Origin of the sequence: Stutzerimonas nitrititolerans, from assembly GCF_003696285.1 — a bacterium.
Taxonomy (GTDB): Bacteria; Pseudomonadota; Gammaproteobacteria; order Pseudomonadales; family Pseudomonadaceae; genus Stutzerimonas; species Stutzerimonas nitrititolerans.
Genome location: NZ_RFFL01000011.1, coordinates 1 through 24856, shown reverse-complemented (window position 1 = coordinate 24856; position 24856 = coordinate 1). Strand labels below are relative to the sequence as shown.

Genomic DNA, 24856 nt, shown 5'->3' with positions numbered 1-24856 from the left:
GCTCGCCCCTATCACAACCAGAGGAATCACCCATGCGTCGCATCACCACCCTTATCGCCGGCCTGCTGCTGTCCAGCAGTGCCTTCGCGCTTTCGCTGTCCGACCTGAGCCAGGGCGATGCCAGCGCGGGGCTCAAGGATGCCTTGAGTCAGGGCGCCAAGGTCGCCGTGCAGCAACTGGGCAAACCCGGTGGTTTCAGCAATGACCCCGATGTGCGCATCGAACTGCCGGGCAACCTCGGCAAGGCTTCGCGCATGCTGAAGATGATGGGCATGGGTTCGCAGGTCGAGGCCCTGGAAAACAGCATGAACCAGGCCGCCGAAGCCGCCGTGCCCCAGGCCCAGGAACTGCTGCTCGATGCCGTGAAGAAGATGACCGTGGCCGACGCCAAGGCGATCCTGGCCGGCGGCGACGACTCGGCCACCCAGTACCTGGACAAGACCAGCCGCGAGCAGATCCGCGACAAGTTCATGCCCATCATCAAGCAGGCCACCGACCAGGTCGGCGTCGCCCAGCAGTACAACGCACTGGCCGCCAAGGCGTCCGGCCTCGGCGCGGTCGATGCCAGGTACGGCACCATCGAAGGCTACGTAGCCGAGCAGGCGCTCGACGGGCTATTCACCGTCATCGCCGAGCAGGAAGCGAGCATCCGCCAGAACCCGACCCAGGCGGCCACCAGCCTGGCCAAGAAGGTGTTTGGCGTACTGAGCGGCAACTGAGCATTCCCGAGCAGGGTCGCGATGTATCACGGGGAAAAGCTCAACGCCTGGACGCACCTGGCCGGCGGCGTGCTGGCGGTGATCGGCAGCGTCTGGCTGCTGATCATGGCGGCCATGAGCGGCGACGTGGCGAGGATCGTCAGCGTGGCGATCTACGGGCTCACCCTGGTCCTGCTGTACAGCATCTCCACGCTCTATCACAGCCTGCGCGGCCGGGCCAAGGTGATCATGCGCAAGCTCGATCACCTATCGATCTATCTGCTGATCGCTGGCAGCTATACGCCCTTCTGCCTCGTGACCCTGCGCGGCAGCTGGGGCTGGTGGCTGTTCGGCATCGTCTGGGGCCTGGCCGTCATCGGCATGCTGCAGGAGATCAAGCCACGCTCGGAAGCGCGCGTGCTGTCGGTCGTCATCTACGCGGTGATGGGCTGGATCGTGCTGGTAGCGGTCAAGCCGCTGCTCGCAGCGCTCGGCGGCGTCGGCTTCAGCTGGCTGGTCGCGGGCGGCGTGCTCTATACGGTGGGCATTATCTTCTTTGCCTACGACCAGCGCTTTCGACACTGGCACGGCATCTGGCACCTGTTCGTGATGGCGGGCAGCCTGCTGCATTTCGTGGCGATTGCGGGATACGTAGTCTAGCTCCCCTCCAGCCAAGGGCCGGTCGGCCGAATGAATTCGGCCCTACATTGATGCGGCTTCCGCGGCCCGTAGGGCCGAACTTGTTCGGCCATAGGCCATGCCAGTCATCTCGCTACCAAAGGCCCAATGAATGAGCCCTACACATGCCATAAACTGTATATTCATACAGATAAAGATTGCCTAAAACCATTCTGCTGCGCATGCTATGCCCATTGCGAAAATGGATAGATGACGGCGATGCGGCTGTTTCTCTGCGAAAAACCCTCCCAGGCCAAGGACATCGCCAAGGTGCTCGGCGCCAACCGGCGTGGCGACGGCTGCTGGCTCGGCCCCGGCGTGACGGTGACCTGGTGCATCGGCCATCTGCTGGAAACCGCCCCGCCGGACGCCTATGACGCCCGCTACAAACGCTGGGTGCTGGGCGACCTGCCGATCGTGCCCGAGCGCTGGAAGATGCTGGTCAAGCCGAAAACCGCCAGCCAGTTCAAGGCGGTCAAGCGTTTGCTTCTCGAAGCCAGCGAACTGGTGATCGCCACCGACGCCGACCGCGAAGGCGAGATGATCGCTCGCGAGCTGGTGGAGCACTGCCGTTATCGCGGCCCCATCCAGCGCCTCTGGCTCTCGGCGCTGGACGATGCCTCAATCCGCAAGGCGCTGGCCGCGCTCAAGCCCGGCGCGGAAACCTTCAGCCTCTACCATTCGGCGCTGGGCCGCTCGCGCGCCGACTGGCTGATGGGCATGAACATGAGCCGGCTGTTCACCCTGCTCGGGCGGCAGTCCGGTTACCAGGGCGTGCTGCCGGTGGGCCGCGTGCAGACGCCCACCCTGCGCCTGGTGGTGGATCGCGACCGCAGTATCGCCGACTTCGTGCCGGTGCCCTACTGGACCATCGAGGTCGCGCTGCAGGCCGGCGATATACCCTTCACCGCGCAATGGCGCGCAGCCGAGGATCGCTGCGACGACCAGGGGCGCTGCCTCGACCCGGAACATGCGCGCCAGGCAGCCGCCGCCATCGGCAGTGCCGCCCAGGCACAGGTGCTGAAGCTGCGCACCGAGCGCATGCGCGAGGCACCGCCGCTGCCCTTCGACCTCGGCACCCTGCAGGAAATCTGCTCGAAGAAACTCGGCCTCGGCGCCCAGGAAACCCTGGATATCGCCCAGGCGCTCTACGAAACCCACAAGCTGATCACCTACCCGCGCAGCGACTGTGGCTACCTGCCGCTGAGCCAGCACGGCGAGGCGCCGGCGATCGTCGCCGCCTTGGGTCGCAGCGATCCGTCGCTGTCCGAACTGCTCACGCACGTGCAGCCACAACACCGCTCGCGTGCCTGGAACGATGCCAAGGTCAGCGCTCACCACGGCATCATCCCCACCGCCGCCGCGACCGATCTGTCACGCCTGGTAGGCAAGCAGCGCGCGGTCTATACGCTGATTCGCGCCCGTTACCTGGCGCAGTTTCTGCCCAACCACGAATACGACCGTACCCAGGCCGACTTCGACTGCGCCGGTCAGGCGCTGCGGGCGGTGGGCAAGGTGATCGTCGAACCCGGCTGGCGCCGGGCACTGCCCGAAGCCCTGACACCCGCAAAGGGCCGTGAGCAGGCGCCGACCCAGGCACTGCCGGCGTTGAGCGAGGGCCAGCACTGCAACGTCGTGGGCGTGAACCTCAAGGATCTCTGGACCCAGCCACCCAAGCCCTTCACCGAAGGCGACCTGATCAAGGCGATGAAGAACGTCGCCAAGCTGGTGGACGACCCACGCCTGAAACAGAAGCTCAAGGACACCACCGGCATCGGCACCGAAGCGACGCGGGCCGGCATCGTCCAGGGGCTGCTGGATCGCGGCTACCTGAGCAAACAGGGCAAGGCGCTGTCAGCCAGCCCGGCGGCCTTCAGCCTGATCGACGCCGTGCCACGGGCGATTGCCGACCCCGGCACCACGGCGATCTGGGAACAGGCGCTGGACATGGTGCAGAGCGGCGAAATGAGCCTGGAGGAATTCGTCGCCAAGCAGTCCGCCTGGATGAGCAAGCAGGTCGAGCGCTGCCGCGACCTGCGCCTGACCATCAGCGGCCCGCCGAACCCGCCCGGCAAAGGCGCGCCCTGGAAGAAGAAGCGCAAGGCGGCGCCGCGCAAGAAGGCCAGCGCCGGCAAGCGGAAGTCGCGCAAGGCGTCAGTCGAGGCGTAAAGCTTGCCCGAAAATGTCATCGAGCCCCCAAAAGGCTTCGCCAGCAAGCTGGCTCCCACAAAAGCGTCACGCCGACCCCGACCTGTAGGAGCGAGCTTGCTCGCGAAGGGTGGCATCAAGCTAAAACTTCGCGAGCAAGCTCGCTCCTACAAAAGACAAAGCGACCAGAGCCACTAAGCCTCGTCACCAGACAAAGATGCTTTTCGGAAGCTTCCTTGTTTGACCGACTACCGCCGCTCATACGCCTCACGCCAGTCCCGATGCTGCTCGTCCTGCCAGACTCGCTCATGCAGGCGCGCCATGCCTTCAGGGTCGTTGAGCAGTCGCCAGCGCGTCGCTTCGGCAGCCCCTTTGGGGCCGGCGGCGAGAATTTCACCCAGGCGCTGCTCGCGCAAGGTTTCCGCAGCCGGCACCACCTTCGCGTGTCGCGCGCGCGCCATGGCGCAGACCAGCGCGTTGTACGATGGATCCACCGTGGCGGCGATGAACCCCTGCTGCAGCGCGTTGGCCTGGTTCTGCTGGTTGTAGCGGTCCGTGGCGGCCAGTTCGGTGGGCGGGTCGAATTCCTCCGGAATCAGGAACAGCTTGCGCCGGAACGCCGCCAGCCCAGGGCCCGTGCGACTGGTCAGCACCGAGACCGGCGCCGAGAGGATCAGCGACACCACAATGGGCGCCAGCCACCAAAGGAACGCCGGATCGAGCCAGGCCACCAGAGCCGTCCAGAGCACGCCCAGCAGCATCTGCGAACCATGCCGGCGTAGCGCTTCGCCCCAGGGCGTGGCGTTGTCGGCGCGTTGCGGCGACTTCCACTGCACCGACCAGCCAAGGAACGCCGCGGTGACGAAGACGGTATGGAACAGCATGCGCACCGGCGCCAGCAGCATCGAGAACAGGGTTTCCAGAATCATCGACAGCAACAGGCGGATTCCGCCGCCATATTCGCGTGAGCCCTGGATCCAGATCAGCACCACGCTGAGCAGCTTGGGCAGGAACAGCAGCGTCAGCGTCGCAGAGAACAGCGCAATCGCCTCCTGCGGATGCCACTGCGGCCACAGCGGATACAGCTGGTTGGGCTGCAGGAAATACTCCGGAACCATCAGCGTATGGATCGCCAGCAGCCCTGTGGACAGCGCCAGGAAGGTGAACCACAGCGGCGCCGACAGGTAGGACATCACTCCGGTGAGGAACACGAAGCGGTGCACCGTGTGCATGCCCTTGACCAGGAACAGCCGGAAGTTCATCAGGTTGCCGTGGCACCAGCGGCGGTCGCGCTTGAGCTCATCGAGCAGGTTCGGCGGCAGCTCTTCGTAGCTGCCGGGCAGGTCGTAGGCGATCCACACGCCCCAGCCGGCACGGCGCATCAACGCTGCCTCGACGAAATCGTGGGAGAGGATGTCGCCGGCGAAGGAACCCTTGCCCGGCAGCGGTGCCAGCGCGCAGTGCTCGATGAAGGGTTTGACCCGGATGATCGCGTTATGCCCCCAGTAATGCGACTCGCCCAGCTGCCAGAAATTGAGCCCCGCGGTGAACAGCGGCCCATAGACCCGCGTGGCGAACTGCTGCATGCGCGCGTAGAGCGTGTCCATGCCGGAAGCCTTGGGCCCTGTCTGGATGATGCCGGCGCCGGGATTGGCTTCCATCAGCCGCACCAGGCTGGTCAGGCAGTCACCGCTCATCACGCTGTCGGCATCCAGCACCACCATGTAGCGATAGCTGCTGCCCCAGCGCCGGCAGAAGTCGTCGATGTTGCCGCTCTTGCGCTTCACCCGGCGCCGGCGGCGGCGATAGAAGATATGGCCGAAACCATCCACATCGCGGCACAGCTCCAGCCAGGCCTTCTGCTCGGCCACGCAGGTGTCGGGATCGTTGCTGTCGCTGAGCACGAAGATATCGAAGTGCTCGATCTCGCCCGTGGCCAGCAGCGACTCGTAGGTCGCCCGCAGCCCGGCGAACACCCGCGGTACGTCCTCGTTGGCGATGGGCATCACCAACGCCGTACGCGCCTCGGCCGGAATCGGTTCGTTGCCCGCGCTGGTGGCGGAAATGTTGTAGCGATCACGCCCCTTTAGCAGCTGGAAGAAGCCCATCAGCGCCGTCCAGAAACCCACCGAGACCCAGCAGAACAGCAACGCGAACAGCAGCAGAATGCTGGTCTGCACCAGGTAGGGCAGGATCTGCCGCGCCGACTCCTGCAGCGGCTGGCGATAGACCTCCTGCAGATCCACCAGCGCCCAGCCCTGATAAGGCAGCACGGCCTTCATGTGCCAGGTGGCGATAGCGGTCTGCACCAGCATCAGGCACAGCAGCGCAGCGCGCCGGTACGCGGCGACCCGGCGCCAGCCCGACCTGTCGAGCGGGTGCGGCGTGTCGGGTTGCTCCACCGTACGGTTCTTCTTGAACAGCAGCCGCCACCAGCTCAGTCGCAGCACGCTGGTATGCCAGGGTTCCGGCACCATCCGCGTACGCACGATCGGCGGCGTCGACTGGATGCAGGTGCGGCCCTGATGATCCTCGGTCAACACCCCACCGCGCTCGAAAAGCTCACCCCAGGCCAGCTTCAGCCGCGCCGCGACCGAACCGAGCGGATCGCTCGGCGATACTGTTCCTTTGGCTGCCCCCTGCGCCAGTGTCCGATGGACATCGGCCAGTTCGCCCCCCTGCTGCTCCACCTGCTCACCCAGCGTCTGGCGTCGGCCGGCATCGAGGGGAAGCTCGGCGAGATAATGCTGGGCGGGCGATCGTTGCGCGTGTTCAGTCATGGACGGGTATCTGATAGCTCCAGGTTTCGGACAGCGTGGTCTCGCCATCCACCAGCGCAGCGCGCAATTCCACCGGGCGCGCCGGGTCCTTGACCCGTAGTCGCAGGGTCAGCCGCCAGCCCTCGGTGACCGGGTTATGGCGCAGGTTGTTCTCCACCAGTTCGACATTGTCATCGACGCTGACCTGGGTGCTGACCGGCGCATCGGCCGGCAGTTCAGCCAGGTTCGGCCCGACGAAGTCGACGATCAGCGCCGTGCTGCCATCGGGTTGGCGAATCAGGTTGGACTGTTTCACGTCACCGGTCGACAGGCGCGTCTGCTTGACCCAGGCGAGCTCGGGGTCATGCAGTTCGGGTTCGTCCATGCTGAAGTGCAGCCGGTACGCGATATCGATCGCTTCGCCCGGCGCCGGCTTCTTCTCCGGCACCCAGAAGGCGACGATGTTGTCGTTGGTTTCGTCCGGCGTGGGAATCTCGACCAGTTCCACATGCCCCTTGCCCCAGTCGCCAACCGGCTCGATCCAGCCGCTGGGCCGCAGTTCGTAGCGGTCGTCCAGGTCCTCGTAACGGCCGAAATCGCGGGTGCGCTGCAGCAGACCGAAGCCCCGAGGGTTCTCGACGCTGTAGCTGCTGATGGCCAGGCGCTTGGGGTTGTTCAGCGGACGCCAGATCCACTCGCCGTTGCCGGCGTGGATCGCCAGGCCTTCGGAATCATGCAGCTGTGGCCGGTAGTTGAGCTGCTGGCTGGGCTGATTGGCACCGAACAGGTACATGCTGGTGAGCGGCGCGATGCCGAGCTTTTCCACCGGCGCACGCAGGAAGACCTTGGCCTGTACATCCACGATGCTGTCCTTGCCCGGCGTGACTTCCATGCGGTAGGCGCCGGTGGCACGCGGTGAATCCAGCAAGGCGTAGATCAGCAGGCTGCCGCGGTCGGCCTGCGGGCGCTCGACCCAGAATTCGGTGAAGCGGGGAAACTCCTCGCCGCTCGGCAGCGCCGTGTCGATCGCCAGCCCGCGTGCCGACAGGCCATAGACCTGTCCTTTGCCGACCACGCGGAAATAGCTGGCGCCGAGCAGCGTCATCAGCTCGTCCTGCTTGTCCTTCTTGTTCAGCGGATAGAGCACCTTGAAACCGGCGAAACCGAGATTCTGCAGCGCAGCGGGATCGATATCGACGTTGCCGAACTCGAACGATTCGGGGTCATAGGGGATTTCGCGAACACGCGTGGCGGTGACTTCGTTGATCTTCACCGGCACGTCGAAATGCATGCCCTGATGATAGAAACGCAGCTCGAAAGGCGTTTCGGCATCGCGCCAGTAGCCCTTGTCTTCGCGAAAGCGCAGCTGCTGGTAATCGGCGAAGGCCATCTCACGGAACACCGCCGGCAGATTGCTCTTGGCCGGCACGTAGGGTGCCGCAGCCAGTTTCTCGGCCTTGCTGGCCACATCACCCAGGCTGAAGGCCCAGCTGCTGCCAACGCAGAAAGCCATGCATAGACCCAGCAGATTGCCCAGCGCCTTGCCTCTGGTACGCATGTCCGATCCTTTAAACAGAGTGGTTAACACAAAGCCTCCTGAATGGTGAATAAAGCGAGACCAGGCTGTGTGGAAACTGCTGCGCTCGGCCATGCTGCGTTAAAAACAGGCTCGGGCGCGCCCGATCAAAATGTTCATTTACAACGCGTAAACTGCATTTTTCGCCTGTTTTGACTCGCTGCGCTCGCCCTTCGGACCAGCCTTCGGCTGTCACTCCCGTTGGTCGTTGCGCTTTGCCTGACCGCCGCTCGCTACGTTTTCCTACAACCTGGGGACTGCGCCAGCTCGCGTTCGTTGGTCTACGCCACGCACAAATGATTCCCCCGACAACCGAAACGACGCTCTCAGCGCAACTCGAACCGCTGCGTCTGAACGTGCTGCGAATCGAGCCCTGCCTGCACCTCGAACACCCCCGGTTCAGCCACCTGACGCAGTTGCGCATCGACGAACGTCAGCTCGTCTTCGCCAACGCTGAAACGCACCTGCTGCTCTTCGCCGGCCTTGAGCCAGACCTTGCGAAACCCTTTCAGCTCCTTGACCGGGCGCACTACCGAGGCGGCCAGGTCACGGATGTACAACTGCACGACAGTCGCGCCATCGCGCTTGCCGGTGTTCTTCAGCGTCACGCTGACCTCCAGGCTCTGGCCATGTGAAAGCACATCGGTCGACAGGCGCGGGGGCGACAGGCTGAACTGCGTGTAACTCAGGCCGTAGCCGAACGGGTACAGCGGACCGTTCGGCTCATCGAAATATTGCGAGGTGTAGTTGCCCGGCTTGCCTTCGACGAAGGGTCGGCCCAGACGCGGGTGGTTGTAGTAGACGGGAATCTGCCCGACCGAGCGCGGGAACGAGATCGGCAGCTTGCCCGAAGGGTTGTAGTCGCCGAACAGTACCTCGGCGATGGCGTGCCCGCCTTCGGTGCCGCTGAACCAGGTTTCCAGCATCGCATCGGCATTGGCCTGCGCCCAGGCGAGATTCAGCGGACGGCCGTTCATCAGCACCAGCACCAGCGGTTTGCCGGTCTGCTTCAAGGCGCGCAGCAACGCCTGCTGACTGGCGGGAAGCTGCAGGCTGGTGCGGCTGGACGATTCATGGGACATGCCGCGCGACTCCCCTACCGCGGCGACGACGACATCGGCCTGCCGGGCCGCGGCCACCGCTTCGGCAATCATCTGATCGGCGGGACGCGGGTCCTGCACCACTTCGGGATTGTCCCAGTTGAGGAAATTCAGGTACTCGACCAGCTTCTCGTCGTCGGTGACGTTGGCGCCGCGGGCGTAAACCAACCGTCCGTGGTCACCGAGGGCGGCCTGCATGGCCTGGCGCAGCGTGACCGTCTGTTTCGCCACACCGGCAGCCGACCAGCTGCCGAGCATGTCGATATGTGAATCGGCCAGGGGCCCGACCAGCGCGATGCGGTCGGCCTTGTCGAGCGGAAGGACGCTGTTGCGGTTTTCCAGCAGTACCAGCGACTGGCGCGCCACGTCCCGCGCGGCCTGGCGATGCAGGCGGCTTTCGGCGTTGACCTCGGGCGGGTCTTCGCTGACCTGGCCGATGCGCCGATAAGGATCGTGAAACAGACCCAGATCGTATTTCGCGCCCAGTACTTCACGCACCGCCTGGTCGACGACCTGCATCGGCACGTCGCCGGCCTGCACCAGCTCGGCCAGATGCTGGCCGTAGAGCGAGTCCGCCATGCTCATGTCGAGCCCGGCATCGATCGCCAGCTTCGCCGCCTCGCGCCCATCGGCGGCCACGCCATGACGGAGCAACTCGGTGATCGCGCCATGGTCGCTGATGGTCACGCCGGAAAAGCCCCAGTCCTTGCGCAGCAGGTCGCGCAACAACCAGCGGTTGGCGCTGGCCGGCACGCCGTTGATGGTATTCAGCGCCACCATCACTCCGCCTGCCCCGGCCTCGATGGCGGCGTGGTAAGGCGGCAGGTAATCCTGGTGCATGCGCAGCGGACTCATGTCCACCACGTTGTAGTCGCGCCCGCCTTCGACCGCGCCGTAGAGGGCGAAATGCTTGACGCTGGCCATCAGGCTGTCGGGATTGCGCAACGACTTGCCCTGATAGGCGCCGACCATGGTCCGGGCGATCTCGGAAACCAGATACGGGTCCTCGCCGAAACCTTCGGAAGTCCGTCCCCAGCGCGGGTCGCGGGCGATATCGACCATGGGTGCGAAGGTCATGTCGAGCCCGTCGGCACTGGCCTCGATGGCCGCAACACGCCCCGCCGTGGCGACCGCCTGCATGTCCCAGCTCGACGCCAGGCCGAGGCCGATGGGGAAGATGGTGCGATGCCCATGTATCACGTCGTAGGCGAAGAAGATCGGTATCTTCAACCGGCTGCGCAGCGCGGCATCCTGCAGGGGGCGATTGTCCTGCCGGGTGACCGAATTGAAGGTGCCGCCGACATTCCCCGCGGCCAGTTCCTCGGCAAGCCGCTCCCTGGGCATGTCCGCGCCGATGCTGATCAGGCGCAGCTGGCCGATCTTTTCCTGCAGCGTCATCTGCCGCAGCAGTTGCTCGATGAACGCCGGCTTGTCGTCCAGCCTGCTCTCGGCCAGAACCGGAAAGGCTACCGAAAGAGCGATCAAGCCGAGCAGACACAACCTTTTCATGATGGGTTTTCCGCAGACGTGTCTTGGAGGCGCAGGGCTACGCTTCACTTGGACCCCTGGATCACTGTGTAGTGGCATGACCGAGAATGAACCGCACCAGAATGCGAACCCAGAGGCAGGACGCCTCTGGAGAAGAAAGGTTTCCGCCCGTGCTCAAGTGAGCGCAAGCGAGACGGCGATTATTACCGCCTTCATTTCACGGCGTCGATCTTTTTTACAGTCTCGATCCAGCCTGGTTCCAGGCGCGGCTGATCGACATCCAGGCGCGCCGCTTCCATGGCGCTGCGATGCTGTTCGATCTCCGCCCTCATTTCGAGAAGAGAGCCGCTGTTGGCATCCAGCTGGTGCATCTGCTCCAGCCCCTGGTGGTAGAAGCGCAGCAGCTTCATCGCGGTGGGGTCCTCGATCGCCACGCCCGCTTTCACGTGATGCATGACGTTGGTCACGCTCATCAGGGCGCGCTTGAGCCGCCAGCCGTAGGCCGCCGACGCCATCCACGGCTGCTGCCAGTAGACCAGGCGCACCAGCAGCACCGTCACCCCGAGCCCGATCGCCACACCGGCGATATTCAGGCGCAGGTTGTCGCCGCCCGGTTCGCCGAACATCGCCACCGCCGCGGTGGACAGCCCCATCGCCAGCACCACGAAGGTCACTGCGACGATCAGAGTGCTGCGTCGAGTCTGCTTGCGGTAGGTTTCGGGATTCAGGGGTTTGATTTCGAAGGCGGGCATCGGCTTCCTCGATTGCTGGTTCTGTCGGGCTGTTGCGTGCGCCGCGAGTGTCTGGCGCCGCGGCAGGTCTCGCATTATCACCGCATTCGACGATGACACCCAGCTATCGTATGGAAACGGAAAACGAGCCGGACAGGCAGTGCCATCCGACTCGCTGGCAGGCTGTTGTGCAGGCAGGCCGTTTCCGGCGCCGCGAACCTCAGCCCTTGAGCTTGACCGTGGTCTTGGCCACCAGCTCACCCTGGTAACGCGCGATATTCAGTTCCTTGGTGGACGGCTGGCGCGAGCCGTCGCCGCCGGCGATGGTCGAGGCACCGTAGGGCGTGCCGCCGTTGGTTTCGGAAATATCGAAGAATTCGCCGATACCGTAGCCGGTGGGCACGATGATCATTCCGTGGTGGGCCAAGGTGGTCCAGGTGGAGGTAATGGTCATTTCCTGGCCGCCGCCAGTGCCGGTGGAGGTGAACACGCTGGCGACCTTGCCGTGCAGCAAGCCCTTGGCCCAGAGGCCTCCGGTCTGGTCGAGGAAGTTGCGCATCTGCCCGGACATGTTGCCGAAGCGGGTCGGCGTGCCGAAGATGATCGCATCGTACTCGGGCAGCTCGGCCGGGCTGGCCACTTCGGCGGCCTGGTCGGTCTTGCCGCCGGCGTTCTTGAATACCTCTGCGGGCATGGTTTCCGGCACCCGCTTGATGGTCACCTCGGCGCCCTCGACGCTGCGAGCGCCTTCGGCAACGGCGTTGGCCATGGTTTCGATGTGGCCGTACATGGAGTGATAAAGCACGAGAATCTTTGCCATCTTGTCGTTCCTCTTGTGGATATTCGTTTGCTCGGACGCTAGGGTCTCTTGACGTTTCGTCGCGAGCCGCGTTGCTGCGAGAAATGGCGCCAGGTTAGGCGTAGGACGCAGGTAATGGTCATTCCCTTGCCAAGTCCTACAACGACAGCTGGCGCCATTTCCCGCGCAACCCTTCGGGCCGGGCCTGTTTTTACGCGATGCGGCGTTATTCGTCGTTCATTTGGAATGCCAAACTTCTCTCCTCATGCCTTGCCTCGCGTAAAAACAGGCTACGGCGCGGCCGCGAGCGAAACGTCAACAGACCCTAGTTCAGCGGGCGTCCACCAGAACCACTTCGCTATCTTCAACCACCTTGACCCGCAGCAGCGCTTCATCACGAATGGCCACGCCGTCACCGGCTGCGGCGATCACCTCGCCGACTTCGATCCGCCCGCTGGCCGGCACCAGATAAACCTTCCGGCCGGCGCCGATGGGGTATTCGGCAACCTGGCCAGCCGAAAGTGTCGCCGCGACCAGCCGAGCATCGGCACGGATCGGTAATGCATCGGCATCCCCCTCGATGCCGCTGGCCAGGGTCACGAAGGCGCCGGCACGCTCACCGCGCGGAAAAGGTCGGGTGCCCCAGCTCGGCGGCAGGCCGCTTCGATCAGGGTAGATCCATATCTGGAAAAGCTCGCAGGTTTCGTCTTCCCGGTTGAATTCGCTATGGACGATGCCGGTGCCGGCGCTCATCACCTGCACGTCACCCGCCACTGTGCGACCGATGTTGCCCAGGCTGTCCTCGTGGCTGATGGCGCCCTTGCGCACGTAGGTGACGATTTCCATGTCGCGATGGGGATGGGGCGGGAAACCCGAATGCGCCGCGATGCTGTCGTCGTTCCAGACGCGCAACCGGCCCCAGTGCATGCGCGATGCGTCGTGGTAGTCGGCGAAGGAGAAATGGTGATGGGTATCGAGCCAGCCGTGATTGGCACGGCCCAGCTCGGCCCGAGGACGTAGTTCGATCATGGATTCAGCCTCTTCGTTAATGCCGACTCGTTGTTACTAGAGCCCTGCATCGGATGAGGCCATCATCCATCGATTCAACAAAGATATGGTTGGATTTTTCCGCGCAAACCAATCGAACAAATCGATTGGTTTGCGCGCAGCTCAGCCAAGCGCCAGTGGCAGGAACAGCGCGATCAGAATACCCAGCAGGCTCATCCCCAGTGCCGCGAAGGCTCCGCATTCGTCGCCCTCCTCCAGCGCTCGCGCCGTGCCGATGGCGTGGGCGTTGATGCCGTAGCTCAGGCCACGCGCCGCCGGATGATCGATGCCAGCCCAGCGAAACAGGAACGGCCCCATCGCGGTACCGATCACGCCGGTGAGCATCACGAACACCGCCGCCAGCGAAGCGAGGCCACCGAGCTGCTCGGCCACCAGCATCGCGATCGGCATGGTCGCCGCCTTGGGCGACAGGCTCATCAGCACCGACAGATCGGCACCCATGGCTCCGGAAATCACCAGCGTCAGGACCACGCTGAGTACGCCGCCGACCACCAGGGTGATGAGAATCGGCCAGAAAAGTTGCTGGATGCGCTTGAGGTGGCGATACAGCGGTACCGCCAGCGCCACGGTCGCCGGGCCGACCAGAATGGCGATCATCGATGCGCTGTCGCGGTAGCTCGCGTAGTCCAGCCCGCACAGGTAGAGCGTGCCCACCACCAGCAGCATCCCCACCATCACCGGCTGCAGCACCAGCCAGCCGCTGCGGCGATAGAGGGCCAGCGCCAGCTGGAAGGCGATCAGGGTCAGTGCCACGGAGAACAGCGGGTGCTCCAGGGTCATCGCCCAGACGGTGGCGATATCGAGATTGGTCATGCCTTGTCCTCCTGCCGACGGTCCATGCGACGGATCAGCACCTGCATCAGCCAACCGCAGAACGGCACCGTGATCACCAGCGACAGCACCAGGCCGGCGGCGATGGCCGGCAGGTCGCCCAGCAGCGCATCACTGCTGGTCATGATGCCCGCCGCCGGAACGATCAGCAGCAAGGGCAGATACTGCAGCAACAGCGCGGCGGTCTTCTCCAGCGATTCGGGAATGCCCCGGCGCACCAGCAACAGGCCGAACAGCAGCACCATGCCGATGATCGGCCCCGGCAGCGCAGGCAACAGCAGAAGGTTCACGACGCTGCCAAGCAGCTGCAGCAATACCAGCCAGGTCAGGCCTTTGAGAATCATGGGGCTTCCTTTGGTTAACTCAACAGACGGATCGAACGAGCCCGCAGGCCAGGAGATACGCAGCGTCTCCAGCAGCCCTCGCCTGGGCCGGCAACGCCGCAAAAGCCTCGGACTATGGCCCGGCTCGAAGAGCGGGAACAGGTGCAGATGCCGCTGAAAAAAGCGGATCAGTTCCAGCCAGACATAACGGCAGGCGACCATACCTGCTTTTTCATCGCGGCGGCAGACGCAACGGCAAGATAGATAGCCATCAGCATGATCTCGGCCCTACAGTCGATTCTGGGTATGGGGCGAAGGTACCAGCGCCATTCTGATCCGTATTTTTTACCAATACCTGAGTCTGTTACGCATACATTCGGTAGCCGATGATCCGCCTCGCCTGAAAAAGCCTCCGAGGCCCTGTCATGACCGATCGAATACCCGCCAGAATCATCGAAACCCTGGACCGCGAGAAACCGGTGCGCCTGACGCCGGCGCAGGCTGGCGGAGCCATTCACACCCGCAGCTTCACGGGTCTGTATCGCAATCTGCGCCTGCTTGGCGGCGCTGTGCTGTTCCTGCTCTATTTCGGCACGCTGTGGTTGAACTGGAATGGTCGCCAGGCGGTGCTCTGGGACCTCGGCACCCAGCAGTTCCACATCTTCGGCGCGACCTTCTGGCCGCAGGACTTCATCCTGCTGTCGGCGCTGCTGATCATCGCCGCCTTCGGCCTGTTCTTCATCACTGTCCTGGCCGGTCGCGTCTGGTGCGGCTACGCCTGCCCGCAGAGCACCTGGACCTGGATATTCATGTGGGCCGAGAAAATCACCGAAGGCGATCGCCACCAGCGCATCAAGCTCGACGCCGCCCCATGGTCGGCCGGCAAACTGCTGCGTCGCACCGCCAAACACCTGCTCTGGCTCGCGGTAAGCCTGGCCACCGCGCTGTCCTTCGTCGGTTACTTCACGCCGGTTCGCCAGCTCGCCGCTGACCTGGTCACCTTCGAGATTGGCATGACCGCAGCTTTCTGGTTGTTCTTCTTCACCGCCGCCACCTATATCAACGCCGGCTGGCTGCGCGAGAAGGTGTGCCTGCACATGTGCCCTTACTCGCGCTTCCAGAGTGTAATGTTCGACGCCGACACCCTGGTGGTGGCCTACGATGCCGCACGGGGTGAAAGCCGCGGCGCCCGCCGCAAGGACAGCGATTCGCGTGCTCAGGGCCTGGGCGACTGCATCGATTGCACCTTGTGCGTGCAGGTCTGCCCCACCGGCATCGACATCCGCGACGGCCTGCAGCTGGACTGCATCGGTTGCGGCGCCTGCGCCGACGTCTGCGACAGCGTGATGGACAGGATGGGCTACGCGCGCGGGCTGGTCCGCTATACCTCCGAACAGGCATTGCAAGGCGGCCGCACCCGACTGTTCCGGCCGCGCCTGGTGGGCTATGCGGCGGCGCTGCTGGTAATGATCGGCGCCTTCGTCTGGGCGCTCGACGAGCGCCCGCTGTTGTCGCTCGACGTCACCCGGGATCGCACCCTGTATCGCGAGAACACGCACGGGCAGATCGAGAACATGTACCGCCTGAAGCTCATCAACAAGACACAACAGCAGCGCGAATACGGCGTCTCCCTCGGCGAGGGTCCCTTCGAGCTGCACGGTCGGCGTCAGGTCAGCCTGGCACCGGGCGAGATCCTTGACCTGCCGGTGAGCGTGACGCTGGTCGACGCGAAACAGACGCAGGGCCTGACCCGCGAGCTGCGCTTCGAAGTACGGGACCTGGACGACCCCGCCAGTGTCGTCGACACCCGCAGTACCTTCGTCGCACCGGCTCGTTAGGACTGTTGCCGTTTCATTCGGGGCTCGCGATGAACAGCAACACACCCCAGAGGTAAGATCACCCGGCATTTTCACGGGAATTGCGCAGATGAAGCGTTACGAGAAACTCGCCGACGAAATTGCCGAGCTGATCCGCAGCGGCGTGCTGGCTCCCGGCGAGCGGATACCTTCGGTGCGCCACGCCAGCCGTACCTACGGCGTCAGCCCGTCCACGGTGTTCCAGGCCTATTACCTGCTGGAAGATCGCGGGCTGATCCAGGCGCGAGCGCGCTCGGGCTATTTCGTCCGCGAGCATGCCCAGCGCCCGTTGCACGAACCCGACATCGGCGCCCGTCTCGCGGCAACCACCGATGTGGGCGTCAGCGAGCTGGTGTTCTCCGTGCTCGCCTCGTTACGCGACCCGGACACCGTGCCTTTCGGTTCGGCCTTTCCCAGCGCGGAGCTCTTCCCGATGCAGCGGCTGGCCCGCTCCATGGCCCAAAGCGTCCGGGCCATGCCGGCCAGCGGGGTGATCGCCGAGATGACCGCCGGCAATCCCGACCTGCGACGGCAGATCGCCCTGCGCTACATGGTCAGCGGCGTGATGTCGCCCATGGAGGAACTGGTGATCACCAGCGGTGCGATGGAGGCGTTGAACCTCTGCCTGCAGGTAGTGACCGAGCCGGGCGATCTGGTGGCCATCGAAGCACCGGCCTTCTATGCGACGTTGCAGGTACTGGAACGGCTCAAGCTCAAGGCGGTGGAAATCCCGGTGCATCCTCGTCACGGCATCGACCTGGACGTGCTCGCCGACAGTCTCGCGAACCTGCCGATCAAAGCCTGCTGGTTCATGAGCAGTCTGCAGAATCCTTTGGGCGCCAGCATGGGCGAAGCCAGGAAACGGCAACTCTACGATCTGCTGCAGCGCCACCAGGTGCCGCTGATCGAGGATGATGTCTATGCCGAGCTGTACTTCACCCGCGAGCCGCCGAAACCGATCAAGAGCCATGACCGCGACGGCCTGGTGATGCACTGCGGCTCCTTCTCCAAGAGCCTGGCGCCGGGTTACCGGATCGGTTGGGTGGCCGGCGGGCGTTACGCCGAGCAGATCAGCCGGCTCAAGCTGATGACCACCATATCCCCGTCCGTGCCCGCGCAGGCGGCCATCGCCGATTACCTGCAGCACGGCGGTTACGACCGCCATCTGCGCAAGCTGCGCCACGCGCTGGAAATGCAGCAGGGCGCCATGCTCGCTTCGGCCGCACGTCACTTCCCGGCCAGCACACGGGTGACGCGTCCCAGCGGAGGCTACTTTCTCTGGTTCGAATTCCCCGAGCAGGTGGATTCGCTGCAACTGCTGCAACTCGCCCTTGCCCAGGGCATCAGCCTGGCGCCGGGTCCGATCTTCTCCGCCACGCAACGCTTCCGGAACTGCGCACGCCTGAATCACGGCCATCCGTGGGATGCGCGCAGCGAGAAAGCGATGGAGCTGCTGGGAAGGATGGTGAAGTCGTTCTGATGCGCCACAGGCCTTGCCAACCGACCGCTTTCCTGCCAGAAAGCGCCTCCTTTCCCCCTGATTCGAGGCGACGAATGAGTAACGAACTGCTGATCAAGGACATCCAGCCCGGCGCGGGCAAGGAAGTGGTCAAGGGCGCGCTGATCACCACCCAGTACCGTGGCACCCTGGAAGACGGCACCGTCTTCGACTCCTCCTACGAGCGCGGCAAGCCGTTCCAATGCGTGATCGGCACCGGCCGGGTGATCAAGGGCTGGGACCTGGGCCTGATGGGCATGAAGGTCGGCGGCAAGCGCAGGCTGTTCGTGCCGGCACACCTGGCTTATGGCGAGCGGCAGGTCGGGGCTCACATCAAGCCGAACTCGAATCTGCACTTCGAGATCGAGCTGCTGGAAGTCCTGACCCGCGACGATTGATCTCCCGCGCCGGCGAGCTCTTCAGAGTTCGATCTGCCCCTGCAGGTACTTCACCGCCGCGCCGGCGACGAATACACGCTCACCCTCGACGCGGCAGTACAGCAGGCCAGTGCGCTTCGAAGCCTGCAACGCCACGAGCGAAGACTTGCCCAGGCGCGCGGCCCAATAGGGTGCGAGACCGGCATGGATGGAGCCGGTGACCGGATCCTCGTCGCCACCATTGGCGGGCCAGAAGTAGCGCGAGGCGAAATCCTGGCGATCGCCAGGCGCGGTCACCACCACATCCAGCGGCGCCAGCGCTTTCAGCGCCTCGAGATCGGGCGCTGCGGCGCGTACCTGTTGTTCGCTGGCGTAGACGACGAACCAGGCCTGCGGATTCCTCAGCACCGCCTCGGGCACGATATCGAGTGCTTCCAGCAGCGCCTGCGGCGGCTCGGCGATCGTTTCCGGCGCGCGGTTGGGAAAGCTCATTTCCAGCAACCCGTCGTCGCGCAGGGTGACCTCGATATCCCCTACCGCTGCGGCACGGAAGGTCAGCGGAGCCGCGGCAATTCGCTGTTCAAGAATGACGAACGCGCTGGCCAGCGTCGCGTGACCACAGAAGTCGATCTCGGTCAGCGGCGAAAACCAGCGGATATGGAAGGCGCCATCGGGCTCACGGACGAAGAAGGCGGTTTCCGAAAGATTGTTCTCCGCGGCGATGGCCTGCATCCGCGCATCGTCCAGCCACCGCTCCAGCGGCACCACGGCGGCCGGGTTGCCCTTGAAACGTTCAGTCGTGAAGGCATCGATCTGGAAAATTGGCAGCAGCATGTCATTTCATCCTTAAACCGGTTCGCCATAGCCAAGGCAGACAGTCTAAGGCGCCCCGGTCATTGCCGAAACCGGAAAACACCTGTCATTTCCCTGCGCAAGGTCTGGCTGCGGGTTGGACTTCGACTCGGAGTGGCTCGCATAGGCTTGCACCCAGCCGGGATAGAATCCCGAGCCCGCCACCTCTCGCCAACTCTGGAGGCCGCCAGGTTGTATCTTCAGTTTCTCGGGCTCGCCAAGTGTGTCACCCCTGAAAAAGAAGCGGACACCGTCGGACAGCGTCAGGAATAGACCGAGCGCACCTGCCCTGGGCAGAGGCACCAGAACCACGCGGCCATCCCCGAAGAGGTCAAGGCTCTGGCTGAATTCACCGACTGGCCTGGCGTCGAATTGCAGCGGCTGCCAGCGTACGGAATGAGCAAACTGACTGGGCAGGACAGCCGGCGGCGTTGCGGCTTGGCTGTAGTCGATCGCCTTGGCGCTGGCCAGTACCGGCACATCGGGAAAGTCCGCCAAGCCGGAGGCATGATCCCACCGGGCATTGGCAAGCAGGATGCGGTCTATTTTCAATCCATCGCGCTCCAGTTGATCGCGCACCGGCACCACCAGGCTGTAACGCTTTGCCCGCCACGGCAGTTCGGCGTCGAGCTGCGCGTTTATCTGCCGTCCCAGCCCGGTGCCGAAAAGCAATCGAGAGCCCTGATACTCGATCAGTAGTGCCAGGTGGTGCACCGGTTCAGGCTGCTCCCAGCTACCGTTACGCCAGGAATAGTCGCCGGGCCCGTCAGATTGTGCCGTCTTGACCAAGCTGAAGCGCAGTTCGTCATCTGCCATCGCGCTTGTGGCCAGGCTGAGCAGTAGCAGCGTAACGAGCTTCGCCACGTTCATGGTTTCCCACTCCTTAGAGATTCGTTCTTGGATGACTAGATAATAGACAGACCTGTCTGTACACTTCAAGCACGATCTGACGACGCAGATGATCGGTTGGAGGACGCTCGGCAGCTGCGCATAATGACCAGCCAGAGGAGGCATTCATGGCATTGAACAAGCGCGACCAGCTAATCGAAAAGGCGCAAGAGCTTTTCTATCGCGAGGGTTACCACGCCACGGGGATCGACCGCATCCTGGCGGAGTCCGGCGTGGCCAAGATGACGTTGTACAAGCACTTCAAATCCAAGGAAGACCTGATTCTTGCGGTGCTGGAAACACGCCATCGGACCATGATCGAGCGGCTACGGGAGCGCGCCAGCAGGCTCCCACCGCGCGAGGCGCTGCTGGCCGTGTTCGACGGCCTGCATAACATGATCCACAGCACTGATCAGTTCTGTGGCTGCCTGTTCGTCAACGCCGCGGCGGAGTATCAGGACCGGGAACACCCCATCCATCGCCGCTCGTGCGCCTACAAGGCGGAGCTGCAAACCTACCTGCGCGACCTACTGGAACAGCTGGCTGCGCCCCACCCGCAGCAACTCGCACGCCAGCTGCAATACCTGCTCGAAGGCGCGCTCAGCATGGCTCACATCGAAGGCCCCGGTGAACAGGCGCGAGACGCCAAGGAAGCGGCGCAAGTGCTGCTCAGCGCCGCAGGCCTCTGAGCCGACGGCGCACCGACAGCCAGTCAACGGCTGGCCGCCTCGTCCTCATCGACGCGGAACCAGGCCGCGTACAGCGCTGGCAGGAACAGCAGCGTCAGCGCCGTGGCAACGATCAACCCGCCCATGATGGCCACTGCCATCGGTCCGAAGAACACGCTGCGCGACAGCGGGATCATCGCCAGCACCGCGGCCAACGCGGTGAGCACGATGGGCCGGAAGCGCCGCACGGTCGCGTCGATGATCGAGGTGAAGCGGTCATGGCCGGCGCCGATGTCCTGCTCGATCTGGTCCACCAGAATCACCGAGTTGCGCATGATCATGCCCGACAGCGCGATGGTGCCGAGCATGGCGACGAACCCGAACGGCTGATTGAACGCCAGCAGGAACAGCGTCACGCCGATCAGCCCCAGCGGCGCGGTGAGGAACACCATGGCCGAGCGCGAGAAGCTCTTGAGCTGGATCATCAGCAGACCGACCACGACGATGATGAACAACGGAATGCCGGCCATCACCGAGCGCTGACCGCGGCTGGAATCCTCTACCGTTCCGCCCACTTCCAGCAGATAGCCGCCAGGCAGCGCGTCACGTATCTCGTCCAGTGTCGGTTGGATCTGCGTCACCAGCGTGGCCGGCTGCAGCTCGCCGTTGACATCGGCGCGCACCGTCACGGTCGGCAAACGGTTGCGGTGCCAGATCACACCCTCTTCGAAGCCATATTCCAGCGTCGCCACTTGCGACAGCGGCACGCTGCGCCCGCCTTCGGTGGGGATCGCCAGACTCGGCAGCATTGACAGTTCGAGGCGTTCACGCTCGGTGCCGCGCAGCAGGATCTCGATCAGCTCGTTGTCTTCGCGGAACTGGCTGACGCTGGCGCCAGTGAAGGTGCGCCGCAGGAACGCCGACAGCTCGGCGGTACTCACCCCCAGGACCCGCGCGCGGTTCTGGTCGACATTCAGCCAGACCACCTTGCTCGGCTCCTGCCAATCCAGATGCACGTTATCCACGTGCGGGTTCTCGCGCACCTTGGCGGCGACCTGGCGCGCCAGCCCGCGAACCACGTCGATGTGCTCGCCGGTGACCCGGAACTGGATCGGATAGCCCACCGGCGGACCATTCTCCAATCGGCTGACACGCCCGCGCAGGTTGGGAAACTCGTCGCGCAGTACCTCGACCAGCCAGCCGCGCAGCACCTCGCGCTGCTCCAGGCTGTCGGCCAGCACCACGAACTGGGCGAAGCTGGTGGCCGGCAGCTGCTGGTCCAGCGGCAGGTAGAAGCGCGGCGAGCCTGTCCCCACGTAGGCTACGTAGTTGTCGACGCCGGCGCGCCCGGCGAGCATTTTTTCCAGGCGCAGCACTTCGGCTTCGGTGGCCTTGAGCGAGGCGCCCTCGGCCAGCTTCAGGTCCACCATCAGTTCCAGGCGCCCGGACACCGGGAAGAATTGCTGCTGCACCAGGCGGAACAGGCCCAGCGAGGCGACGAAGGCCAGCAGCGTCAGCACGATCACCGTCTTGCGATGCCGCACGCACCATTGCACCAGGCGGCGCACGCGCTGGTAGAACGGCGTCGAGTAGGGATCATGGCCATCGGCACTGCCGCCGTGCTTGGCCGCCGCGCGCTTGGCCAGATCCGGCAGCAGGCGCTCACCCAGCAGCGGCACGAACATCACCGCCGCGATCCAGGAGGCGATCAGCGAAATGGTCACCACCTGGAAGATCGAGCGGGTGTACTCGCCGGTACTGGATGCAGCGGTGGCGATGGGCAGGAAGCCGGCGGCGGTGATCAGTGTGCCGGTGAGCATCGGGAACGCCGTGCTGGTCCAGGCGAAGCTGGCGGCCTTGAGCCGGTCGTAGCCCTGTTCCATCTTGATCGCCATCATCTCCACCGCGATGATCGCGTCGTCCACCATCAATCCCAGCGCCAGCACCAGGGCGCCGAGGGAAATCTTGTGCAGGCCGATGTTCAGGTAGTGCATCGTGGCGAAGGTCATCGCCAGCACCAGCGGAATCGAGAACGCCACCACCAGGCCGGTGCGCACGCCCAGCGAGAAGAAGCTCACCAGCAGCACGATCACCAGGGCCTCGATCAGCACCTGGACGAATTCGCCGACGCTGGTCTTCACCGCCGCCGGTTGATCGGACACCTTGCGCAGCTGCATGCCGGCGGGCAGCTCGGCCTGCAGGCGGGCAAACTCGCCTTCCAGCGATTCGCCGAGCATCAGGATGTCGCCGCCATCCTTCATCGCCACCGCCAGGCCGATGGCCGGCTCGCCCATGAAGCGCATGCGCGGCGCCGGCGGATCGTTGAAGCCACGATAGACCTCGGCAACGTCGCCGATGCGGAAGGTACGGCCCGCAACCCGGATGGGAAAATCGCGGATCTGCTCGACCGTCTCGAAGTTACCCGTCACGCGCAGTTGCACCCTGTCGCTGGGGGTCTCGACGAAGCCCGATGCGCTCACCGCATTCTGCGCCTCGAGCGCCTGCTGCACGGCCTGCAGGGGTACGCCGAGCGTGGCCGCCTTGAGGTTGGACAGTTCGATCCAGATCTTCTCGTCCTGCAAGCCGAGCAGCTCGACCTTGCCGACGTTGCCGATCCGCTGCAGTTGCAGCTGGATGCGGTCGGCGTAGTCCTTGAGCACCGCGTAGTCGAACCCCTGGCCGGTCAATGCATAGATATTGCCGAAGGTGGTGCCGAACTCATCGTTGAAGAACGGGCCTTGCACGGTCGGCGGCAGGGTGTGCCGGATGTCGCCGATCTTCTTGCGGATCTGGTACCAGAGCTCGGGAATCTCCTCGGAGTGCATCGAATCGCGCGCCATGAAGGTCACGTTGGATTCGCCGGGGCGGGAGAAGGACACGATGCGATCGTATTCACCGGTCTCCATCAGCTTCTTCTCGATGCGCTCGGTGACCTGCCGGGATACTTCCTCGGCGCTGGCGCCCGGCCAGTTGGTCTGGATAACCATGGCCTTGAAGGTGAACGGCGGGTCCTCGCTCTGCCCCAGCTTGCCGTAGGACAGCACCCCGAGCACCGCCACCAGCAGCATGAGGAACACGACGATCTGGCGGTTGCCCAGCGCCCATGCGGAAAGATTGAAGCGCATCGGGCTACTCCTCGGCGGCCAGCACGACAGGGCGATTGTCGCGATCGACCGGACGCACCGGCTGATCCGGCTGAAGCATCTGTACGCCTGCCATCACCACCCAGTCATCGGCGCGCAGACCTTCCAGCACCGGCACCAGCCGCTCGCCATAGGGGCCGGTACGCACCTCGACGCGCTCCACGGTGGAGTCGGGCCTGAGCCGCCAGACATAGGCCACGCCCCGCTCGGCACTGAGCGCCGACAGCGGCACGGCCAGCGCCGCCGCGCCGGCGCTTTGCAGCGTCACCCGAGCACTCTGGCCGAGTTCCGCCGTTACATCCTCGTCGCTGAAGGCGACACGTGCGGCGAAGGTACGCGAATGCGCATCGGCCGCCGGCGAAAGCTCGCGGATATGGCCCGAATACTGGCGCCCCGGTTGCGACCAGAGCTCGACCGAAGCGCTCTGACCGACCTTGTAGCGCTCCAGCGACTGCTCCGGCAGGTCGATCGCCACTTCCCGCTCGCCATCGGCGGCAAGGACGAAGGCCACCTGCCCCGCCGCCACCACCTGCCCGACCTCGATCAGACGCTGCACCACCACACCATCGCGCGTGGCGCGCAGCACCGCGTAGTCGACCTGGTTGCTGGCGACTTCGAACTCGGCCCGCGCTTGTTGCAGGCGGGCGGCCGCCGAGCGATAGGCATTGTCGGCGCTGTCGAACTGCGACTGGCTGACCAGTTGCCGGCCAAGCAGCGTCCTGTAGCGGTCATGTTCGGCCTTGGCCACCCGCAGGTTGGCTTCGGCGGCCGCCACTTGGGCGCGCATGCCGTCGAGCTGCAGGCGCACGTCCTGCGGATCGAGCCGGGCCAGGGGTTGATCCTTGCTCACCCGGTCGCCGGCCTCGACCAGCCGCTCGACCACCTTGCCACCGATGCGGAACGCCAGTTCCGGCTCGTAGCGCGCGTGCACGGCGCCGGGGTAGCTCTCCAGGGTTTCGCCGGCCGGCTGCGGCTGCATCACCATCACCGGGCGAGCAGGCACCTCCACGGCGACATCGTCGCCACAGGCCGTCAGCAACAACGCACTCGCGAGCACACAAACGAAGGGAAGAACTGGGCGGGGCACGGCGAAACTCTCTCTGTCGCTGAGCGGGTTGGAATACTTATACTGCCGGGTATAGTAAGTCAGGGTGCCATGGGGTGTGAAGGAGGCATTGCGCTGGTTTTCGATCCCTCCAATTCACACCTTAAACACCCTTCCGCACCCTTGATTGGTACAAAAATTGGTACAGGATTCCCTGTTCTATCTCAGCCTGTCCGGGCGCCCCCAATCACCGAAGCAACAAGACACACCCCATCATGGTCAACTGCTCATTGAGAAGCGAGGCGAGACCATGTGCGGACGAATCACACA

Annotated in this window: 19 protein-coding genes; 7 read left to right on the top strand and 12 right to left on the bottom strand. The window is 64.3% G+C overall.

Annotation, left to right across the window (positions count from 1 at the left end; genetic code table 11):
• The first annotated feature begins 32 nt into the window (after positions 1-32).
• The 3 genes from EA795_RS14250 (at position 33) to EA795_RS14240 (ending at position 3545) form a co-directional block, all read left to right on the top strand.
• Complete coding sequence (locus EA795_RS14250; protein WP_122078014.1) at positions 33-719, top strand: DUF4197 domain-containing protein; 687 nt, start codon at positions 33-35, stop codon at positions 717-719.
• 21 nt (positions 720-740) lie between these two features.
• Entirely contained in the window at positions 741-1358 is a 618-nt protein-coding gene (trhA, locus tag EA795_RS14245; protein ID WP_122078012.1) for a PAQR family membrane homeostasis protein TrhA, read from the top strand.
• A 237-nt stretch (positions 1359-1595) separates the two neighbouring features.
• Positions 1596-3545, top strand: a complete 1950-nt coding sequence (locus EA795_RS14240) for a DNA topoisomerase III (protein ID WP_122078011.1) — start codon at positions 1596-1598, stop codon at positions 3543-3545.
• Between the two features lie 227 nt (positions 3546-3772).
• Here EA795_RS14240 and mdoH read toward each other — a convergent pair whose 3' ends face one another.
• The 8 genes from mdoH to EA795_RS14200 form a co-directional block, all read right to left on the bottom strand.
• Complete coding sequence (mdoH, locus tag EA795_RS14235) at positions 3773-6304, bottom strand: glucans biosynthesis glucosyltransferase MdoH (RefSeq protein WP_122078009.1); 2532 nt, start codon at positions 6302-6304, stop codon at positions 3773-3775.
• The gene (locus EA795_RS14230; RefSeq protein ID WP_349771815.1) at positions 6297-7841 is read right to left on the bottom strand and encodes a glucan biosynthesis protein G; all 1545 of its coding nucleotides are present in this window, start codon (positions 7839-7841) and stop codon (positions 6297-6299) included. The genes mdoH and EA795_RS14230 overlap by 8 nt, the downstream gene beginning before the upstream one ends.
• 344 nt (positions 7842-8185) lie before the next feature.
• Complete coding sequence (gene bglX, locus EA795_RS14225; RefSeq protein WP_122078007.1) at positions 8186-10468, bottom strand: beta-glucosidase BglX; 2283 nt, start codon at positions 10466-10468, stop codon at positions 8186-8188.
• Positions 10469-10659: 191 nt separating this feature from the next.
• Positions 10660-11199, bottom strand: coding sequence for a DUF3087 domain-containing protein (locus EA795_RS14220; protein WP_122078006.1), 540 nt, complete (start codon positions 11197-11199; stop codon positions 10660-10662).
• Between the two features lie 199 nt (positions 11200-11398).
• A complete protein-coding gene (gene wrbA / locus EA795_RS14215) occupies positions 11399-11998 on the bottom strand; it encodes an NAD(P)H:quinone oxidoreductase (RefSeq protein WP_014853509.1) in 600 nt (199 codons plus the stop codon).
• Positions 11999-12307: 309 nt separating this feature from the next.
• Positions 12308-13006, bottom strand: coding sequence for a pirin family protein (locus EA795_RS14210; RefSeq protein ID WP_014853508.1), 699 nt, complete (start codon positions 13004-13006; stop codon positions 12308-12310).
• A gap of 141 nt (positions 13007-13147) precedes the next feature.
• Entirely contained in the window at positions 13148-13858 is a 711-nt protein-coding gene (locus EA795_RS14205) for an LrgB family protein (protein ID WP_122078004.1), read from the bottom strand.
• The gene (locus EA795_RS14200) at positions 13855-14220 is read right to left on the bottom strand and encodes a CidA/LrgA family protein (protein ID WP_122078003.1); all 366 of its coding nucleotides are present in this window, start codon (positions 14218-14220) and stop codon (positions 13855-13857) included. The genes EA795_RS14205 and EA795_RS14200 overlap by 4 nt, the downstream gene beginning before the upstream one ends.
• Positions 14221-14624: 404 nt before the next feature.
• Here EA795_RS14200 and ccoG point away from each other — a divergent pair, with 404 nt between their 5' ends.
• From ccoG to EA795_RS14185, 3 genes are all read left to right on the top strand, one after another.
• On the top strand, positions 14625-16037 hold the full coding sequence (gene ccoG / locus EA795_RS14195) for a cytochrome c oxidase accessory protein CcoG (protein ID WP_058077371.1): 1413 nt from the start codon (positions 14625-14627) through the stop codon (positions 16035-16037).
• Between the two features lie 88 nt (positions 16038-16125).
• Positions 16126-17535 (top strand): GntR family transcriptional regulator MpaR, encoded by a 1410-nt coding sequence (mapR, locus tag EA795_RS14190; protein WP_122078001.1) that lies wholly within the window; start codon positions 16126-16128, stop codon positions 17533-17535.
• A 74-nt stretch (positions 17536-17609) separates the two neighbouring features.
• On the top strand, positions 17610-17951 hold the full coding sequence (locus EA795_RS14185; protein WP_122078000.1) for an FKBP-type peptidyl-prolyl cis-trans isomerase: 342 nt from the start codon (positions 17610-17612) through the stop codon (positions 17949-17951).
• A 21-nt stretch (positions 17952-17972) separates the two neighbouring features.
• On the opposite strand, the gene EA795_RS14180 is transcribed toward EA795_RS14185, so the two are convergent.
• The gene (locus tag EA795_RS14180; RefSeq protein WP_204934989.1) at positions 17973-18752 is read right to left on the bottom strand and encodes a PhzF family phenazine biosynthesis protein; all 780 of its coding nucleotides are present in this window, start codon (positions 18750-18752) and stop codon (positions 17973-17975) included.
• Positions 18753-18809: 57 nt separating this feature from the next.
• The gene (locus EA795_RS14175) at positions 18810-19652 is read right to left on the bottom strand and encodes an MBL fold metallo-hydrolase (RefSeq protein WP_082641841.1); all 843 of its coding nucleotides are present in this window, start codon (positions 19650-19652) and stop codon (positions 18810-18812) included.
• A gap of 146 nt (positions 19653-19798) precedes the next feature.
• On the opposite strand from EA795_RS14175, the gene EA795_RS14170 reads away from it, so the two are divergent.
• Positions 19799-20359: a TetR/AcrR family transcriptional regulator gene (locus tag EA795_RS14170; protein WP_058075361.1), complete on the top strand. Its 561-nt coding sequence runs from the start codon at positions 19799-19801 to the stop codon at positions 20357-20359.
• Between the two features lie 23 nt (positions 20360-20382).
• On the opposite strand, the gene EA795_RS14165 is transcribed toward EA795_RS14170, so the two are convergent.
• Complete coding sequence (locus EA795_RS14165) at positions 20383-23463, bottom strand: efflux RND transporter permease subunit (protein ID WP_058075362.1); 3081 nt, start codon at positions 23461-23463, stop codon at positions 20383-20385.
• Between the two features lie 4 nt (positions 23464-23467).
• Entirely contained in the window at positions 23468-24568 is a 1101-nt protein-coding gene (locus EA795_RS14160) for an efflux RND transporter periplasmic adaptor subunit (RefSeq protein WP_122077998.1), read from the bottom strand.
• Positions 24569-24856 lie beyond the last annotated feature (288 nt).

Bases quoted from the DNA above. Each gene is read 5' to 3' on its own strand.
- EA795_RS14250 (WP_122078014.1), top strand. From the start codon at position 33: ATGCGTCGCATCACCACCCTTATCGCCGGCCTGCTGCTGTCCAGCAGT.
- trhA (WP_122078012.1), top strand. From the start codon at position 741: ATGTATCACGGGGAAAAGCTCAACGCCTGGACGCACCTGGCCGGCGGC.
- EA795_RS14240 (WP_122078011.1), top strand. From the start codon at position 1,596: ATGCGGCTGTTTCTCTGCGAAAAACCCTCCCAGGCCAAGGACATCGCC.
- mdoH (WP_122078009.1), bottom strand. From the start codon at position 6,304: ATGACTGAACACGCGCAACGATCGCCCGCCCAGCATTATCTCGCCGAG.
- EA795_RS14230 (WP_349771815.1), bottom strand. From the start codon at position 7,841: ATGCGTACCAGAGGCAAGGCGCTGGGCAATCTGCTGGGTCTATGCATG.
- bglX (WP_122078007.1), bottom strand. From the start codon at position 10,468: ATGAAAAGGTTGTGTCTGCTCGGCTTGATCGCTCTTTCGGTAGCCTTT.
- EA795_RS14220 (WP_122078006.1), bottom strand. From the start codon at position 11,199: ATGCCCGCCTTCGAAATCAAACCCCTGAATCCCGAAACCTACCGCAAG.
- wrbA (WP_014853509.1), bottom strand. From the start codon at position 11,998: ATGGCAAAGATTCTCGTGCTTTATCACTCCATGTACGGCCACATCGAA.
- EA795_RS14210 (WP_014853508.1), bottom strand. From the start codon at position 13,006: ATGATCGAACTACGTCCTCGGGCCGAGCTGGGCCGTGCCAATCACGGC.
- EA795_RS14205 (WP_122078004.1), bottom strand. From the start codon at position 13,858: ATGACCAATCTCGATATCGCCACCGTCTGGGCGATGACCCTGGAGCAC.
- EA795_RS14200 (WP_122078003.1), bottom strand. From the start codon at position 14,220: ATGATTCTCAAAGGCCTGACCTGGCTGGTATTGCTGCAGCTGCTTGGC.
- ccoG (WP_058077371.1), top strand. From the start codon at position 14,625: ATGACCGATCGAATACCCGCCAGAATCATCGAAACCCTGGACCGCGAG.
- mapR (WP_122078001.1), top strand. From the start codon at position 16,126: ATGAAGCGTTACGAGAAACTCGCCGACGAAATTGCCGAGCTGATCCGC.
- EA795_RS14185 (WP_122078000.1), top strand. From the start codon at position 17,610: ATGAGTAACGAACTGCTGATCAAGGACATCCAGCCCGGCGCGGGCAAG.
- EA795_RS14175 (WP_082641841.1), bottom strand. From the start codon at position 19,652: ATGAACGTGGCGAAGCTCGTTACGCTGCTACTGCTCAGCCTGGCCACA.
- EA795_RS14170 (WP_058075361.1), top strand. From the start codon at position 19,799: ATGGCATTGAACAAGCGCGACCAGCTAATCGAAAAGGCGCAAGAGCTT.
- EA795_RS14165 (WP_058075362.1), bottom strand. From the start codon at position 23,463: ATGCGCTTCAATCTTTCCGCATGGGCGCTGGGCAACCGCCAGATCGTC.